This window comes from Kitasatospora sp. NPDC057015 (genome assembly GCF_042673745.1).
Classification (GTDB): domain Bacteria; phylum Actinomycetota; class Actinomycetes; order Streptomycetales; family Streptomycetaceae; genus Kitasatospora.
In genome coordinates, this window is the sequence record NZ_JBHUSG010000007.1 from 27143 (window position 1) to 43181 (window position 16039).

A 16039-nucleotide genomic window follows, 5' to 3' on the forward strand; every position below is an offset into this window, starting at 1 on the left:
CCGGGCGGGCCGCCCGATCTGCCCGCAGGCCTCAGTCGCGGACGGTACGGGGCAGCGGCTGCTCGAACCAGACCACCTTGCCGACGGCCTTGCGGGCCGAGCCCCAGCGCTCGGCCAGCTTGGTCACCAGGTGCAGCCCGCGGCCGGTCTCGCCGAGCTCCTCGGCGGGCTCCAGCGACGGCAGGTTGTGGTTGTCGTCGCTGACCTCCACCAGCAGCTTGTCCACCCGGATCAGCTGCAGCCGCACCCTGTCCCTGGCGACCCGCACGGCGTTCGTGACCAGCTCGCTGACCAGCAGCTCGGTGGTGTCCGCGAGCGCCTCCAGGTGCCAGGCGGCGAGCTGCTCGCGGACGAGGGTCCGGGCCCGGCGCACCTCGGCGGTGTCCACCGCGAGGTCCCAGGTCGCCACCTCGGTGGGGGCCACCCCGTCGAAGCGGGCGACCAGGAGGGCCACGTCGTCCTTGCGGTCGTCCGAGTGCAGCCGCTCCAGCACCACGTCGCAGGCCTGTTCCGGGGTCTGCTTGGGGTCGATGAGGTTGCCGCAGAGCGCGGCCAGCCCGGCTCCTATGTCGCTGCCCCGGACCTCCACCAGGCCGTCCGTGCAGAGCACCAGCATCGAACCGTCCGAGACGTCGATCTTCTTGGCGACGAAGGGCACGCCGCCGACCCCGATCGGGGCTCCGGCCGGGATCTCCAGCAGTTCGCCGGTGCCGTCCGGGTGCACCAGCACCGGCGGGACGTGGCCGGCGCTGGCCAGCTCGCAGGTGCGGTTGATCGGGTCGTAGACCGCGTACAGGCAGGTGGCGAGGTGGTCGTCGCCCAGCTTGTGGGCCAGGTTGTCCAGATGGCGCAGCAGCTGGCCGGGCGGCAGGTCCAGGGCGGCCAGGGTCTGCATCGCGGTGCGGAAGCGGCCCATCGCGGCGGCCGAGTGCAGGCCGTGGCCCATCACGTCGCCGACCACCAGGGCGACCCGGCTGCCGGGCAGCTGGATCGCGTCGAACCAGTCGCCGCCGACCTCGGCCCGGGGGTCGCCGGGCAGGTACCGGTGGGCGATCTGCACGCCGGGGATCCGCGGCGGGCGGGTCGGGATCATCGAGCGCTGCAGGGTGGTGGCCACCCGGGATTCGGCCCGGTGCAGCCGGGCGTTGTCCAGCGACAGCGCGGCCCGGGCGGCCAGCTCCTTCAGGGTGGCCGCGTCGCTCTCGTCGAAGGGGGCGCGGTCGGGCAGCCGGAGCAGCTTGAGGATGCCGAGCACGGTGCCCCGGGCGGACAGCGGCACCACCAGCATGGAGCGGCCGGCCACCACGGAGGCCAGTCCGGCGCCGCCCAGCGAGGCGGCGTAGTCCACGGCGACGTCCGCGCTGACCACCGGGACGAGCACCGGCTGGTTGAGCTGGAGGGCCATGCCGGGCGGGGTGCTGCGCGGCATCGCGCGCAGCGCGCCCTCCTCCAGGACGTGGTCCCACTCGCCGGGGGCGTCGTTGAAGGTCCGGGCGACCCGGCGGAGCATGGTCTCGTCGTCCGGCCGGGCGGCGGGCAGTTCCGATTCGGAGATCAGCCCGTCCAGCAGGTCGACGCAGGCGAAGTCGGCGACCCGGGGGACGAGGACCTGGCAGAGCTCGCGCGCGGTGGCGTGCAGGTCCAGCGTGGTGCCGACCTTGCCGCCGACTTCGGCCAGCAGCGCCAGCTGCTCACCGGCCTGGCCGTCGGTCAGGATCGGGAGGAGCTGGTCGGCCGGCGGGGCCCCGGCCGGGGCGGGCACGGTGGCGGTGTCGGCCCCACCGGGGCGGTGGCCGTTGACGGAGGGCTCGACGGCGGCCTGCTCGATGGTGACTCCTCCTTCGGAGCTGGCGGTGGCGGTGGCCGGTGCGGTGGCCTCGCGTTGTCCGGGCAGGCCGCCGCCGGATCCGGTGTCGGCCGGGCCGGGGCCGTTCGACGGCAGCACCCGCAGGCCGAGCGCGGCGCCGCGGGCGGCCACCTGGTGGCCCACGGCGCCCCCGTCGGCCCGGCGTCCGGCGGACTGGTCGGGCGGGCGGCCGGAACCGAGGCGCGCGGCCCGCTGCTGCGCGGTGGGGTAGCGCCGGCCGAGCCCGGCGGCCGCGCGGGCGGTGCCGGTGGCCGGCGGCTCGTACGGCAGGACCGGCAGGGTGGTCGCGGCGTCCACCCACAGGCAGGGCAGGCCGGCCCGGCCCAGTTGGGCCAGCAGCCGGCCGACCCGCTCCGGTGACCCGGTGGGCAGCAGGCCGGCGAGCGGGCCGGCCGCGCTCTGTCCGGGCGGGCCGAAGGTGGAGGTGAGGCGGTGGAAGCCGCCGTGGGTGCCCGCGCCGGCGGTGTACGGCAGCAGGCGGGTGCCGAGCGCGATCCGCGGCCCGGCCGTCCGCAGCGGGCGGGCGTCCGCGGCCAGCGCCAGCAGGCTCCGGCCGGCCGGCTCGATCAGCGGGTACGCCCACCAGAGGATGTCCCGCAGCCGCTCCTCGCGGTCGGTGACGGCCATCGGACCGGCCCACGCGGTGTCCAGCTGGGTGAGGTCGTCCAGGGTGTCGAAGGCGTCGCAGCGGCGGCCGGCCGGCTGCCGGGCGCCGTCGGACAGGGCGTGCGGGCCGGTGCGCGGTTCGAACGCGGGCAGCAGGCCGGAGGCGGTCCGGCCGTGCGCCACCTCGGCGCGGTGCCCGAACAGTTCCTCGGCCGCGCGATTCCAGTGGACGATCCGGCCGTCCTCGTCGACCAGCACGGCGGCGAGCCGCAGGAGGGCTGTCACTCCCGGCGGTGAGTCGCCCCGGTCGGTCGAGCCGCCGTGGGCGGCCGGGGCGACATCCGGAGTCGGTGTGGAGTCGGGCTCGTCCACCATGGATTCGGTCTGCTCCCGCCTGGCCGCCGCGCCTGAGGGTGGCCGCTCTGTATGGGGGGCGGCGTGCTCTGCCGCTTTCCAGCGAAGCACGGAGAGGGTCTGGACTGATAGCGAAACGGTGAGATTCGTAAGTATCAGTTGCGTGTCACCCAGAGTGCGCCGCCACGCACGCCCTGTCCACCGTATTGGTGGCGTTTCGCCGGTGCAGCCCTTCCGGAGCCCGGCCGGCGGGCGGCCGCGGCGGGGTAGTCTGACTGATCGGACCGAGACGAGACAAAGGCGAGAAGGTGACCGCGCAGAGCCCCGTCCGCTGGTCGGACCCCGAGCAGCAGGAGCTTGAGGAGCGGGTCGCCGCGACCGAGCTCGCCTGGCTCACCATGGACGTCGACGTGCAGACGCTGCGGGTCGAGATCGACAACTTCGCGCTGATCCACCACCAGCTGCTGGGCCCGCTCTACGCGCGGCTGGACGAGCTGGACGCGCTGATCGCCGAGGCCGTCGCCGCCCGCACCGGCCACCCCGAGGACGTCCGGCGGGCCGCCGACGCCCGCCGGCAGGTGGACGAGCTGCCCGACCTGGAGTCGCTCTTCGCCGACATCCGGGAGCAGGAGGCGGCCCCCGCCCAGCCCGAGCCGCCCAGCCGGGTGCGCCCCGGCAAGGACGCCCAGCGGATCTACCGCGACCTGGCCCGCCGGGCCCACCCCGACCTCTCCACCGACCCGGTCGAGCAGCGGCGCCGCTCCGCCTTCATCGCCCGGGTCAACGAGGCGTACGCCTACGGCGACGCCCGGGCGCTGGAGCAGCTCGCCGAGGAGTGGTCCACCGACCCCGAGGCGGCTCCGGCCGTCGACTCCCCCGACCGGCTCGGCTGGCTGCGCCAGCGGCTGGAGTGGCTCACCGGGAAGATTGCGGAGGTGGCCACCGAGCAGGTCCGGCTGGAGAACACCGCGATGGGCGAGCTGCTGGCCCTCTCCCCCCAGGACCCGGACCGTTTGCTGGAGGAGCTCGCCGAGCAGCTGCTCGCCAAGGCCGCCGCCCAGCAGGCCGAGCTGGAGCGGCTGCTCGCCGCGCCCGCCGGCCGGCCCGTGGACGACCCCGCCGACAACCCGACCCAGGAGACCCAGACGATGTTCCCCCAGATCCCCTCCATCGAGGCCGCCGCCGTCCCCGCCGACGCCGAGCTGCTCGACGTCCGCGAGCAGGACGAGTGGGACGCCGGCCACGTGGACGGCGCACGGCACATCCCGATCGGCGAGGTGGTCGCCCGGATCGGCGAGCTGCCCGACGGGAAGCTGTACGTGCTCTGTCGGGTCGGCGGGCGCTCCGCGCAGGTCGTGCAGTACCTGGTGCAGCAGGGCATGGACGCGGTCAACGTGGACGGCGGGATGTTCGCGTGGGAGGGCGCCGGCCGTCCGATGGTGGGCAGCGGCGGCGCCGAGGCCTTCGTCCTCTAGGACGCGTCCGGTCGTACGCGTACCGGCTCCGGAGCCCGGATCCCGGGGCCGGTACGCGGGGGTGGCCCCGGGTTCACCGGCCGGAGTCCGGGCCGTCGGGGCCTCCCGCTGCCGCAAGGCCTTAGGGCAAGATGAGCGGGCGCGCCCGCGGGGGTGCCCCCGGCGGAGCCCGGGGAGCCGCCCGCGCCGGGGCGCACCGCCCGGCGCACGGCCGGGGCGCGAGCGACCACCCGGGGAGAGCATGGCGCAGACCATCGCCGGCCCGCCGGAGCACCCCGGCGAGGGGCCCGGGCCGGTGCCCGGCGATCGGGGCACCGAGCCCGTACGCGTCTGGTCCACCCCCGCGCTGGCCGTGCTCTGCCTGGCCGGGGCCCTGTTGCTGGGCGCGACCGGGGTCTTCCTGGGCGCCGTCTTCCTGCACGTCGCCCCCGCCAACGCGCTGTCCCGCGAGTACCGGCACCAAGTGGACGGGATCGTCTACCCGGAGTTCGAGCAGAACTGGAAGCTGTTCGCCCCGAACCCGCTGCAGCAGAACATCCGCCTGGACGCCCGGGTGCGGACCGTCGTGGACGGCGGGGCGACCCGCGAGCACGACTGGATCGCCCTCACCGCGCAGGACATCGAGGCGATCCGCGGCAACCCGGCGCCCAGCCACGTGGACCAGAACATGCTCCGTCGGGCCTGGGACTTCTACGACGGCTCGCACGGCGGGCCGGACGGCGCGCTCACCAACCCCCGGGGCAAGCTCGCCGAGCAGTACCTCAAGCGGATCGCCCTGCAGCGCATCGGTCGGACGGCCGACGGGGAGCGGATCCTGGAGATCCAGTTCCGGGCCCTCGGGGCGCCCGTGGTGCCGCCGGCCTGGAGCGGCGAGAGTCCGCCGGTCACCCAGCCGGCCAGGGAACTGCCCTGGTGGCCGGTCAACGACGAGGACTACCGGGGGCTGGCGTGAACGACTCCTCCCGGACCGGCCCCCCGCAGGCCGAGCCTTCGCAGAACCAGAGCCAGAGCCAGAGCCAAGGGCTGGAGCAGGGCCGGAGCCGGGCTGATGCGCTGGACCAGGGCCGGAGCCGGGCTGACGGGACGGGCCGGGACCGGACCCCGAGCACGGCCGGGGGCCCGGTGGCCCACGGCCGGCCGAACCCTCCCGGGGCGCTGCTGCTCGGCATCCCCCGCCAGCCGGTCGCCGGGCCGCCGTCGCCCGCCGCGGCGCCCCGGCCGGGGGAGCCGGCGACCGCCCCCGGCCGGGGGTCCGCCGCGGCGGCGGCGTTCGCCCGGGCCTTCGCCGCGTTCACCGGTCGGGCCTTCGGCCCGTACCAGGCGGCCGTGGTGCGGATCGGCTTCGGCCTGGCCTGGCTGGCCTTCCTGCTGCGCGAGTGGCCCGAGCGCCGGGTGCTGTACGGGGACCGCTCGCCCTGGTCGCTCGACCTGGCCGGCCAGTTGCTGGCGGACAACGGCGCGTTCACCGTGCTGCCCTGGTTCGCCGGTCGGCTCTGGTGCGAGCTGGTCTACCACCTGGCCGTCCTGGCGGCGCTGCTGGTGGTGCTCGGCTGGCGTACCAGGGCGAGCGGCGTGCTGTTCATGGTGACCGTGCTCTCGCTGCAGAACCGCAACGTCTTCGTCGGCGACGGCGGCGACAACGTGCTGCACGTGATGGCGGTCTACCTGGTCCTCACCCGCTGCGCGAGCGTCTGGTCGCTGGACGCCCGGCGCCGGCGCGCGGGCGCCGGCGAGGGACGGGCCGGGGTGGTGCTCTGGGCGGTGCTCGGCGCGGCGCTGACGGCGGCACAGTTCGGCGGCTTCTCCGGCGGCACCCTCGACTGGGTGTCGGCGGCCCGGCCGTACCCCGGGTTCGCCCCGCTGCTGTGGGGCCTGTGGGCGGTGGCCGGCGCCTGGTACGCCGTCAACCGCCGGCGCCCCGGGGGCGAGCTCCGGGCGGTGCTGGACGCGCTGGCGACCATGCTGCACAACTGCGCGCTGCTGGTGATCGCCACCGAGGTGGTGCTGATCTACTCGACGGCCGGCTGGTACAAGGTGCAGGGGTCGCGCTGGCAGGACGGTACGGCGCTCTACTACCCGCTGCACCTGGACTACTTCGCGCCCTGGCCGTGGCTGTCCGGGCTGCTGGGGGCGGCCCTGGTGCCGGTCTTCCTGATCACGTACGGCACGGTGGCCGTCCAGGTGGCCTTCCCGTTCACGCTGTTCAACCGGCGCGTCAAGAACGTGCTGCTGGCGGTGATGATGGTCGAGCACGCGGGGATCGCGGTGGTGCTCGGGCTGCCGGTGTTCTCGCTGGCGATGATCGCGGCGGACGCGGTGTTCCTGCCCACCGCGGCCCTGCTGTGGGCCGGCAGCCGGGCAGGCGCTCTGCTCGACGCCCTGTCCGGCCGCGTCCGGGCCGGACGGTCGTTGCCGTCCTAGCCGGTCGCCGTCCCGGTACTCGCCGTCCCGGTGCTCGCCGTCCCGGTAGGTCGGTGCCCTGGCCGGGTTCTCCGGTGCCGGGAGCCTGCGACGGTCGGGGAGCGGTGACCGGCCGCCAATTGCCGGAGGCCCTAAGCTGTCCGGTATGTCCTGGTTCGCTGCTCTTCGCGACACCACGCGGGACGGGCTGACGCTGGACCGGACCCTCACCAACCCGCAGCGGGCGCTGCGCGGTGCCGTCGCCGTCGCGCTGGTGATCTTCCCGACCCTCGCCATCGGCGGGCCCGGACTCGCCACCTCCGCCGCGATGGGCGCCTTCATCGCGGGCACCGCGACCTTCCAGCGCAGCTTCCGGCCCCGGCCCACCATCGCGGCCGCGGCCGGCGCCGGGCTCGGGATCAGCACCTTCCTCGGCTACCTGGCGGTCGGCGTGCCCGGGGCCTTCCCCGTCCTGCTGGCGGTCTGGGCCTTCGGCGCGGGTCTGATGTGGGCGATCGGGCCGACCGCGGGCGTGGTCGCGGCCACCACCGTCTCGGTGATGCTGGTCGTCGTCCAGTTGCCGGTCAGCGTCCCCGCCGCCCTCGGGCACGGCCTGGTCTGCGCCCTCGGCGGCGCCGTCCAGGCCCTGCTGATCATGATCTGGCCGATCGGGAACTGGACGGCCCAGCGCGAGGCGCTCGCCGACACCTACGCCGAACTCGCCGACTACGCCCGCCGGCTCCGGCACGATCCGATCGCGCACCTGGACCCGGCGCCGTTCATCACCGCCCGCCACGCCGCCACCATGACGTCCTGGCAGGAACGCCGCCGGCCCGCGGAGATGCGCGGGCTGCGCAGCATCGCCGAACGGATCCGCCCGGCGCTGGCCGCCATCGCCGACCCCAAGGTGGGAGCCCCCGCCGAGGGGCCGGAACGCGACCGGGCCCGCGACGTGCTGGCGGCCGCCGCCGAGGCCATGGACGCGGTGGCCCGGGCGGTGCGCACCGGAGACCCGCTGCGACTGCCCCGTTCGACGCCCGCGCTCACCCTCGTCCCCCCGGCGGGCGGGCCCCAGCTGCGCGGCGCCGCCCGCCGGGCCGCCCGCCGGCTGACCGGCCTGCTGCGCCGGGCCGCCGACACCCTGGACGGGACCGACGAGGAGGCCATCAGCACGCTGGCCGTCGACGTGGGCGGCCGGCTGCGCAAACCGCCGCTGTACCGGATGGTGCCGGTCGCGGCCCGGGCCGTGCGCCGCCAGCTGCAGCCGCGCTCGGCGGTCTTCCAGCACGCCGTCCGGCTCTCCGGGGTGGTCACCGTCGCCTACCTGCTGGCCCGGCTGGTCGGCTTCGAGCACGGCTACTGGGCCCCGCTGACCGCCGCCATGGTGATGCGGCCGGACTTCGCCCAGACCTACAGCCGGGGGGTGGCCAGGCTGGCGGGCACCGTGGTCGGGGTGGCCCTCTCCACCCTGGTCGTGCAGCTGCTGGATCCCGGGGAGTGGCTGTCGGCCGGCCTCGCGGTGCTCTGCATCGGCGGGGCCTACCTGACGCACCGCACCGGGTACGCCCTGACGACGGCCTGCGTCTCCTCGTACGTCGTGTTCCTGCTCGGCCTCCAGCCGGGGAACCCGCTGGCCACCGCCTTCGAGCGGGTCGGGCTGACGCTGCTCGGCGGTGGGGTGGCCCTGCTCGCCTACGCGCTCTTCCCGACCTGGCAGTCGGCCCGGCTGGGCGAGCGGCTCGCCGAGTGGCTGGCCGCCGCCGGTCGGTACAACGCCACCGCGCTCGCCGTCTACGGGGACCCGGTCGCCGAGGGCGGTGCCCAGGAGGTGCGGGCGGCCCTGCTGGACTCCCGGGAGGCCCGCTCGGAGCTGACGCAGGCCGTGCAGCGGGCGGACGTCGAACCGGGCAGGGACAAGACCCGGCTGCCGGACGTCTCCCGCAAGCAGCTCGACCGGGCCCGCGCCTCGGTCGGCCACCTCGGGCGGGTCGGCCTGCTGCTGGAGGCGCACCTGCCGGGTCGGGACGCCGAGCCGGTGCCCGGTGTCCGGGACTTCGCGGACGAGGTCAGGTACGGCACGGCGCTGGCCGCGGGCGCGCTGCTCACCGGGCGACGGGTGGAGTTCGACGCGGTCCGCGAGGCCCACACCAAGCTGGAGCGGCAGCTGGCGCAGCTGCCGCAGAGTGACCGGGTGGACGTGGTGAGGTCCGCCACCAACCTGCTGCTGCAGGCGCTGAAGGACCTGGAGCGTGCCCTGCGGCGCGGGGTCGGTCAGCCCGCCGGCCCGGCCCGGGAGCGCGAGCACGCGGGCTCCTGACGCTCCGGCGGGTGGTCATGGCAGGGAGGCTCCACGCGGTGGCCGGGGGCGTGCCGGGGCCCGCGGACGGGGTGGGAGAGTGGGGGCATGAACGACGAGGCCGAGGTCACCGGGTTGGTACGGAGCTGGCGGGAGCGCGCCGCGGCCCCCGGGACGGTGGTCCTCGACGGATTCCACGCGCTCAAGCACGCGCTGCGCTTCGGCGGGGACGTCCGCTACGCGTGCACCGCGGACCGGGCCGCCCTGCTCGCCCTCGCGGACGAGCTCGCGCCGGACGTCGCGGCGGCGCTCGGCGCGCTCGCGGTGGAGCTGCCCGAGCCGCTGCTGCGCTCGCTGGCGCCCAAGCCGCACCCGACCGGGGTGGTCGCGCTCGCCGTCCGCCCCGACCCGGCGGCGAACCTGGCGGCGCTGGCCCGGACCCCGCGGCCGGCTCCGGTGGTGGTCCTGGAGAACCCGCGGAACCTGGGCAACGTCGGGGCGGTGATCCGGCTGGCGGCCGGGTTCGGCGCGACCGGCGTGGTGACCACCGGGGACCTCGACCCCTGGCACCCGAACGTGGTCCGGGGCAGTGCCGGGCTGCACTTCGCGACGGCGGTGGAGCGGCTGGCGCTCGCCGACCTGCCCGCCGGGCCGCTGTACGTGCTCGACCCCGAGGGGGCCGACATCCGGACGGTGACGGTGCCGGACGACGCCCTGCTCGCCTTCGGCACCGAGCGGCACGGGGTCTCGGCGGAGCTGCGCGGCCGGGCGGCGCAGCTGGTCGCGGTGCCGATGCAGCCAGGGGTGTCCAGCTTCAACCTGGCCACCAGTGTGGCGATGGGCCTCTTCCACTGGATGTCGTCCCGCCGGCCCTGACCGAGCGGACCGGTGGGACCAGTGGGACGGGTGGGACCGGTCGGGCCGTCGCCCGACCGGTCCCACCACCGACGGGCCGCTCAGCCGAAGAGCCGGCGCCAGGTGTCGGGGCCGGGGTAGCCGTCCGCCTCGGCGCCGCGCCAGCCCAGCGAGAGCTGGAAGGCCTGCACGTTGAGCCGGTCGGCCTCCGTCCAGCGCGGTCCCGGCCCCTGGGTGTAGTAGCGCCCGAAGCCCTTGCGCACCAGTTGCTCGCCGAGCTGCTGCACGTAGGTGTTCGACTGCCCCGGGAGGAACCTGCCCGTACCGGGGAAGGCCGTCGGGCCGGCCGGGGGCGGGGTGCCGGTGGGCGGAGTCGTGGTGGGCGGGGTGACCGGGGGCGGGGGTGACGCGCCGTCGATGTTCCGGCCCTTGCCGTTGACCAGGTAGTCCCAGGTGTCGCGCCCGGGCAGGCCGTCCGCCTCGGCGCCGCGCCAGCCCTGGGCCAGCTGGAACGCCTCGGTGGCCTTCCGGTCGGCCTCGCCCCAGGTCGGGCCCGGGCCCTCGCTGTAGAACCGGCCGCCGCCGCGCTGGACGAGCATCTGTCCGAGCTGGGTGATGGAGGCGTTGGACTTGCCCGGCCCGAAGGCGTCCGCCCCGGGGAAGGCGCTGGTCTGGGCGCCGTCGCTGCTGCCGCCGCCGGTGCCCGTCGACCCGCCCGGCGACAGCGCCTTGTAGCGGTAGGGCAGGTACGCGGAGGAGTTGCTCCAGTAGGCGTACGGCGTGGTGCGCCTGGTGGCGGAGGGGGAGGTCTGCTCGTACGCGAGGTAGCTGGTGCGGGCGGAGTCGGCCCAGCCGCCGAAGATCGTCACGTGCGAGCCGGACTGCGGGTTGGAGGGGTTGTTGAAGATCAGCACGTCGCCGGGCTGGAGTTCGTCCTTGGTGATCCGGTCGGCGAAGTCCGGCAGGGTCCAGGTGGTCTGGCTGCCGTCCAGCCCCCAGGCCATCGACACGAAGCCCGAGCAGTCCTGGCGGTAGCCGTCCGACCAGTAGCTGCTCATGCTGTAGGGCACCTTCTGGTCCACCCAGCCCTGGGCCCGGGCGATGATCTGCTCGCGGGTGATGCCCTGCAGGGCCTGCCGGCCGACCGCGCCGTCGGCCGGGTCGTCGCCGAACCGGCCGGTCACCTCGCCCTGCGGCGTGCCCGGGGCCGGTGTGCTGCTGCTGCCGCCGGGGGTGGGCTCGGCGGCAGCGCCGAGCGCGCCGCCGCCGAGCACGGTGCCGACGGCCGCGAACAGGACGGCCGTCCGGCGGCGGACGCTGTGCGCGGCCGCGTGGCCGCCGTCGCGGACAGCCGCGACGTGCAGCCGGGCCCGGCGCCCGGCGGTGCAGCCGCCGCATATGCAGTCGGTGTCGGGCTCGACCTCGTCGAACTCCAGCAGTCGGGTCATCTCCGCCCCTTTCCAGGGCACATCGTGGCGAAGGCGCGTCGCCGGGGCCGTCGGCCTGCGCCCCGGAGGGCTGACGGCACGGCAGGAGGGACCTTCCCGTCGATTCATCCACTGTCCGGACCAACGTCCCAAATCGGACGGGTATTCGGCGCGGCGGGCTGGGCCGGGTGGGTGAGTCCGGCCGGTCGGCGAACGGGTGAAGCACTGTCAGGTGCCGCCCGCGACGGGGCGCCACCGGTACGAACCGCGTGCGAAGGATGCTCCCGGACGGCCGGTCAGGACCCCGTCCGACCAGTGCCGACGCCCGGGCTCGGGGCCGGCCCGGGGCGGGGCCCGCACCGGGCCGGCGTCGGAAGGACCGTCACTCCCACTCCCAGCGGATGCCGACCTCGCCCGGCTGCTGGTCCGGAGCCAGCACGTGGGCGCTGGCCGAGGCGCCGATCCAGAGCTGCTCGCGCCGCCGGTCGACCTCCTCGCCCGGAGCACGGTCGTAGCGCTCGCAGTGCGCGGGGACGGCGGCCGGGTCGAAGTGCACCTGCAGCACGTACTCGCGCACCGGCACCGCGAACCGCCGCCCGTACACCGTGGTCGGCCCGTCCGAGGGGATCTCCACCTCGTACTCGAAGACCGTGCTGTCGCCGAGGCCCAGCGGCCGGTCCAGCATCAGCTCGGCCACCACCAGGCCGCTCTCCGGCCGGCGCCGGACCCGGCCCAGCCGGGCGTGCCGCACCGAGCCGATCTCCGGGCAGCCGGTCGCCCCCTCGTCCGCCTTGTGCACCACCAGGCAGCGGGCCACCCCGCTCACCGTGGCCCGCACCACCTGGCGCATCCGCAGCAGGTGGCCGCGGTGCTCGGCGTCCACGTAGTAGGCGTCGTGGATGCTGAGCCGCTCCAGCTCGCCCACCGGCGGTGCGTCCAGTTCGGTGAAGACGTCCGCGATCTGCTGCTGGCCGGGCCAGATGTCCTCGATCCGCAGGCTGCCGGTGGTCGGCGCGCTGGCCCAGCGCCCGCGCGGGCGGGGCGGGCCGAGCAGGGCGGACAGGCCCTCGTGCGGGAACCCGAGCAGCTCCTCCAGCAGGTGGACGGCGTGCAGCGAGGCGGCCCGCTCGGGCTGGCTGCGGCCGCGCCGCCAGTAGCTGAGCGTGGTGACGCTGACCCGCACGCCGCGGTCGGCCAGGGCGGCCCTGATCCGGTCCAGGCTCAGGCCGCTGGCCTCGATGGCGACGTTCAGGGCCTCGTCGAAGCTGCCGGCCGGGTTGATCCGGGCCGCGGTCGACTGCTGAGCGGGGGCGGGCGCCTCCGGGGGCTGCGCCGGGTGCTGCTCCCCGGGCCCGGTCTCCGGGAGCCCCGCGGGCGGGCGGTCGGTGCTCCGCGGCCGGCCGGATTCGGCGGCCGGCGGCTCGGCGGTGCGGGGTTCGTTCGCCTGCCGTCCGACCAGGCGGAGTCTTGCGGCGTTCTGTGGGAGTTGTGAGCCCATCCGGATACCTTCCCCACCAAGCGAGTTCGGCGGGACCGGCCCGCTGCCGGTATGCGCTGGGAGCCGCGTGTCACCGAGCTGTGGGAACCCTACGACGGTCGAGAGGGTACGTCATCCACCGCGCGTATGACAGTGGTCACGGTAGGGGACCGCCGGTCGGCGGGGAGGCCGCTCCCGGACGGCGGGAACGCCGCCGGGGCGGGCCCGGGTGGGCCCGCCCCGACGGTGCTGCCGGACGGTGTCCGCAGGTTCGGACGTCAGCAGGTTCGGACGTCAGCAGGTTCGGACGGTGTCAGGAGGTGGTGACGGCCGCGTCGTCGATGACGAAGCTGGTCTGCAGCGAGGAGTCCTCGGTGCCGGTGAACTTCAGGGTCACGCTCTGGCCGGCGAAGGCCGACAGGTCGAAGGACTTCTGCGCGTAGCCGGTGGCCTTGTTCACGTTGGAGTACGTGGCCAGGGTGCCGGAGCCGGCCTGGACGGTCAGCTTGTCGTAGGCGGTGGTGCCGGTCTCGGCGCTGTCCACGTGCAGCCAGAACGTCAGGACGGCCTTGCAGCCGGCCGGGATGGTGACCGTCTGGGAGAGCGTGTCGGTGTGGGCCGAGCCGTAGCCGTTCAGCCAGGCCTTCCAGGAGCCGGAGTGCGGGGCCTGGCCGGAGCCGTTGTCGACGACGCCGCTGGAGGTCGTCCAGGGGGCGGCCGTGCCGGTCTCGAAGCCGGCGTTGCCGAGCAGCTGGGCCGGGGTGCAGCCGCCGGTGCCGCCGATCGTCCAGGTGAACGAGGTCGAGCCGGTGGCGTTGGTGGTGTCCCTGGCCGTCACGGTGACGTTGTAGGTGCCGGCCGCGCTCGGGGTGCCGGTGATCCGCCCGGTGGCGGTGTCGAGGGTGAGGCCGGTGGGCAGGCCGGTGGCGCCGTAGGTGAGGCTCTGGCCGCTCGCGCTGTCGGTGGCGCTGATCTGCAGGCTGACGGCGGTGCCGGTGGCGGTGCTCTGGTTGCCCGGGTTGGCGACCGTCACGGTGTTGCCGGTCTGGGTGCCGCCGAGCAGGGCGGTGGTCAGGGCGTCGGCGACCGGGGAGCCCCAGCCGGTGACCTGGTCGTAGCCGGCCTTGGTGGAGAAGTCCTGGTTCTTGCCGGTCACGGTGTCGTGGAAGGCGCCGGCGTAGCCGCTGCCGTTCGCGACCGTGTAGAGCTTGGGGCTGGCCTCGCCGAGCACCGGCTTGCCGGCCGCCGCGGCCTTCTGGTTGAACAGCGCGGCGTAGCCCGACCAGAGCGGGGCGGCGGCGCTGGTGCCGCCGTAGACCTGCCAGCCGCCGGTGGTGTAGATCGCGAAGCCGCTGGCCGGGTCGGCGTTGGAGGCGACGTCCGGAACGGTGCGCATGGTGCCGGTGACACCGGTGCCGGTCTGCCAGGCCGGCTTGCCGAACACGGTGGAGACGCCGCCGCCGGCGGTGCTCCAGGCGCTCTCCGAGGAGTAGGCGGTGCCGGAGACCTTGAGGTTGGTGCCGCCGACGCCGGTCTGGTGCGGGCTGGACGCCGGGAAGTCGACGGCCTTCACGGTGGAGCCGCTGGTGGAGCGGGTGCAGTCGCGCGAACCGTCGTCGCCGGAGGCCGAGAAGATCGATATGCCCTGGGCGGCGGCCTGCTTGAAGGAGTTGTCGACCGCCGTCATCGAGGCGGCGGTGGTGTCGGGCTCGCAGGAGCCCCAGGAGATCGAGATGACCGAGACCAGGTTGTCCGAGACGATCTTGGCGGCCATGTCGATCTCGCCCTGGTCGCTGTTCGGGGCCTCGTAGACCAGCTGGGTCGCCTTGGGGGCGACGCCGCGCACGATCTCGCTGTCCAGCTCGACCTCGCCCTGGCCGTCGCCGGGCGCCGAGTCGTAGTTCGCACCGTCCACCGGGACGGTGGTGACGGCCGGGCCGGTCAGGCCGTACTGGGTGTCGTAGGTCTTGAGGTTGGCGGACTTGTAGCCGTCGAACTCCCAGAGCGCCACCTTGGTGCCGGTGCCGTCGGCGCCCAGCGAGCCCAGCTTGTACGCGCCGTCGTACTGGCTGGGGCCGAAGCCGCTCGGCGTCGCGTTCGGGGCGGCGTTCGCGGTGGCGTTCCGGGGCTTCGCCAGCCGGGTGGTGCGCACGGTGTGGTTGTTGAGGCCGGATATGCCCTGGACGACGTCGGCGAGGTCGGCCGGCACCGAGGCGGCGGCGTCGTTGGCGAAGAAGGTCCGCTGCTGCAGCGGGTCGAGGTAGGCGCTCTCGTGGGTGCCGAAGGCCTTGGCGATCTGCTCGGCGGTGCCCTGGGCGTTGACGACCTGGCGGTTGTCGCTGACGCTCGCGACGGTCAGCCCCTGGGAGGCCAGGTAGCTCTTCACCTGCTCGACGGCGGCCTGCGTCGGGCCGTACCGGGCGGTGAACTGGGCCGGCGTCAGGTAGCGGCCGAACTCGGGGGATCCGGGGGTGGCGACGGCGGTGAGGAACCGGTCGAGGCCGGCGGTGTCGCGCAGCTTGAGGCTGACGGCCACCGAGAGCTGCTGGGCGGCCGGGACGTCGCCCTTCTTCTCGGAGCGGGCGACCGCGGGGGTGACGGTGTCCGGCAGGGCGACCCGGGAGGCGGTGGCGTTCGGTGCGGGGGCGGCCTGGGCCGCGGTGACTCCCAGCGAGAGGGCGGTCAGCGGCAGGACGGCTAGGGCCGCGGCAAGGGCGAGCGGGCGGGGGCGCACGGGCTCCTCCTCTGGCCGGCTGTGGGGGCCGGCAGGGACTGGGCGTTCCGGGTTCGAGAACGCTTGCTAGAACATCCCAGAGGGCGTGCGGGAATTGGCTTATGGTCAAGCAATTCATTACTAAAGAACAGTCAAGTGTGGACGGTGAATTCGGAAACAGAATGGACGTCAGTCCATACAGTGAATATCCGGGCGAGCGTCATATGGGCAGTTGGTGAAGGTCGGTGGGGCGTACCGGAACCGGCCGTACCCGATTCGCCGACGGTGAACGCGACGCCGGCCGGGAATGCCCGGGAATGAGCGGCATTTCTCCCGGCCGGCCGCAGGCGGTCACCCGCGGCCGGGGCGGCGGTGATTTCCGGGAGGCGGGACGGGGCGGATCGGGGCGGCGCCGGCCGGGACGGGACGGAGCAGATCGGGCCGGGACGGGACGGGGCGGCGCAGGTCGGGGCGGGCCCGGGCCGAGTGGCCCGGGCCCCCCCCGCCGGCCCGGGGCAGGCGTCCGAGGGCGCGCCCACCCCGGGCGCCAGCGCGGGCCGCACCACGCC

The 16039-nt window shown here is 75.1% G+C and carries 9 protein-coding genes; 5 read left to right on the forward strand and 4 right to left on the reverse strand.

Annotated elements, in window-relative coordinates:
- Positions 1-31 precede the first annotated feature (31 nt).
- Entirely contained in the window at positions 32-2848 is a 2817-nt protein-coding gene (locus ACFTWP_RS09025; protein WP_380263587.1) for a SpoIIE family protein phosphatase, read from the reverse strand.
- 287 nt (positions 2849-3135) lie between these two features.
- On the opposite strand from ACFTWP_RS09025, the gene ACFTWP_RS09030 reads away from it, so the two are divergent.
- The 5 genes from ACFTWP_RS09030 (at position 3136) to ACFTWP_RS09050 (ending at position 9874) form a co-directional block, all read left to right on the forward strand.
- Positions 3136-4302: a rhodanese-like domain-containing protein gene (locus ACFTWP_RS09030; RefSeq protein ID WP_380263588.1), complete on the forward strand. Its 1167-nt coding sequence runs from the start codon at positions 3136-3138 to the stop codon at positions 4300-4302.
- 241 nt (positions 4303-4543) lie between these two features.
- The gene (locus tag ACFTWP_RS09035) at positions 4544-5254 is read left to right on the forward strand and encodes a DUF5819 family protein (RefSeq protein ID WP_380263589.1); all 711 of its coding nucleotides are present in this window, start codon (positions 4544-4546) and stop codon (positions 5252-5254) included.
- Between the two features lie 203 nt (positions 5255-5457).
- Complete coding sequence (locus tag ACFTWP_RS09040; RefSeq protein ID WP_380263885.1) at positions 5458-6723, forward strand: HTTM domain-containing protein; 1266 nt, start codon at positions 5458-5460, stop codon at positions 6721-6723.
- A gap of 145 nt (positions 6724-6868) precedes the next feature.
- Positions 6869-9019: an FUSC family protein gene (locus tag ACFTWP_RS09045; protein WP_380263590.1), complete on the forward strand. Its 2151-nt coding sequence runs from the start codon at positions 6869-6871 to the stop codon at positions 9017-9019.
- Positions 9020-9106: 87 nt separating this feature from the next.
- Positions 9107-9874 carry a TrmH family RNA methyltransferase gene (locus ACFTWP_RS09050; RefSeq protein ID WP_380263591.1) on the forward strand — a complete coding sequence of 256 codons (768 nt, stop codon included), beginning with the start codon at positions 9107-9109 and terminating at the stop codon, positions 9872-9874.
- An 80-nt stretch (positions 9875-9954) separates the two neighbouring features.
- Here the strand turns inward: ACFTWP_RS09050 and ACFTWP_RS09055 are convergent, their stop codons facing one another.
- The 3 genes from ACFTWP_RS09055 to ACFTWP_RS09065 form a co-directional block, all read right to left on the reverse strand.
- Positions 9955-11301 carry a peptidoglycan-binding protein gene (locus ACFTWP_RS09055; RefSeq protein ID WP_380263592.1) on the reverse strand — a complete coding sequence of 449 codons (1347 nt, stop codon included), beginning with the start codon at positions 11299-11301 and terminating at the stop codon, positions 9955-9957.
- A gap of 361 nt (positions 11302-11662) precedes the next feature.
- The gene (locus ACFTWP_RS09060) at positions 11663-12778 is read right to left on the reverse strand and encodes a hypothetical protein (RefSeq protein WP_380263593.1); all 1116 of its coding nucleotides are present in this window, start codon (positions 12776-12778) and stop codon (positions 11663-11665) included.
- Between the two features lie 292 nt (positions 12779-13070).
- Positions 13071-15491, reverse strand: a complete 2421-nt coding sequence (locus tag ACFTWP_RS09065; protein WP_380263594.1) for a protease pro-enzyme activation domain-containing protein — start codon at positions 15489-15491, stop codon at positions 13071-13073.
- Positions 15492-16039 lie beyond the last annotated feature (548 nt).

Bases quoted from the DNA above. Each gene is read 5' to 3' on its own strand.
- ACFTWP_RS09025 (WP_380263587.1), bottom strand. From the start codon at position 2,848: ATGGTGGACGAGCCCGACTCCACACCGACTCCGGATGTCGCCCCGGCC.
- ACFTWP_RS09035 (WP_380263589.1), top strand. From the start codon at position 4,544: ATGGCGCAGACCATCGCCGGCCCGCCGGAGCACCCCGGCGAGGGGCCC.
- ACFTWP_RS09045 (WP_380263590.1), top strand. From the start codon at position 6,869: ATGTCCTGGTTCGCTGCTCTTCGCGACACCACGCGGGACGGGCTGACG.
- ACFTWP_RS09050 (WP_380263591.1), top strand. From the start codon at position 9,107: ATGAACGACGAGGCCGAGGTCACCGGGTTGGTACGGAGCTGGCGGGAG.
- ACFTWP_RS09055 (WP_380263592.1), bottom strand. From the start codon at position 11,301: ATGACCCGACTGCTGGAGTTCGACGAGGTCGAGCCCGACACCGACTGC.
- ACFTWP_RS09060 (WP_380263593.1), bottom strand. From the start codon at position 12,778: ATGGGCTCACAACTCCCACAGAACGCCGCAAGACTCCGCCTGGTCGGA.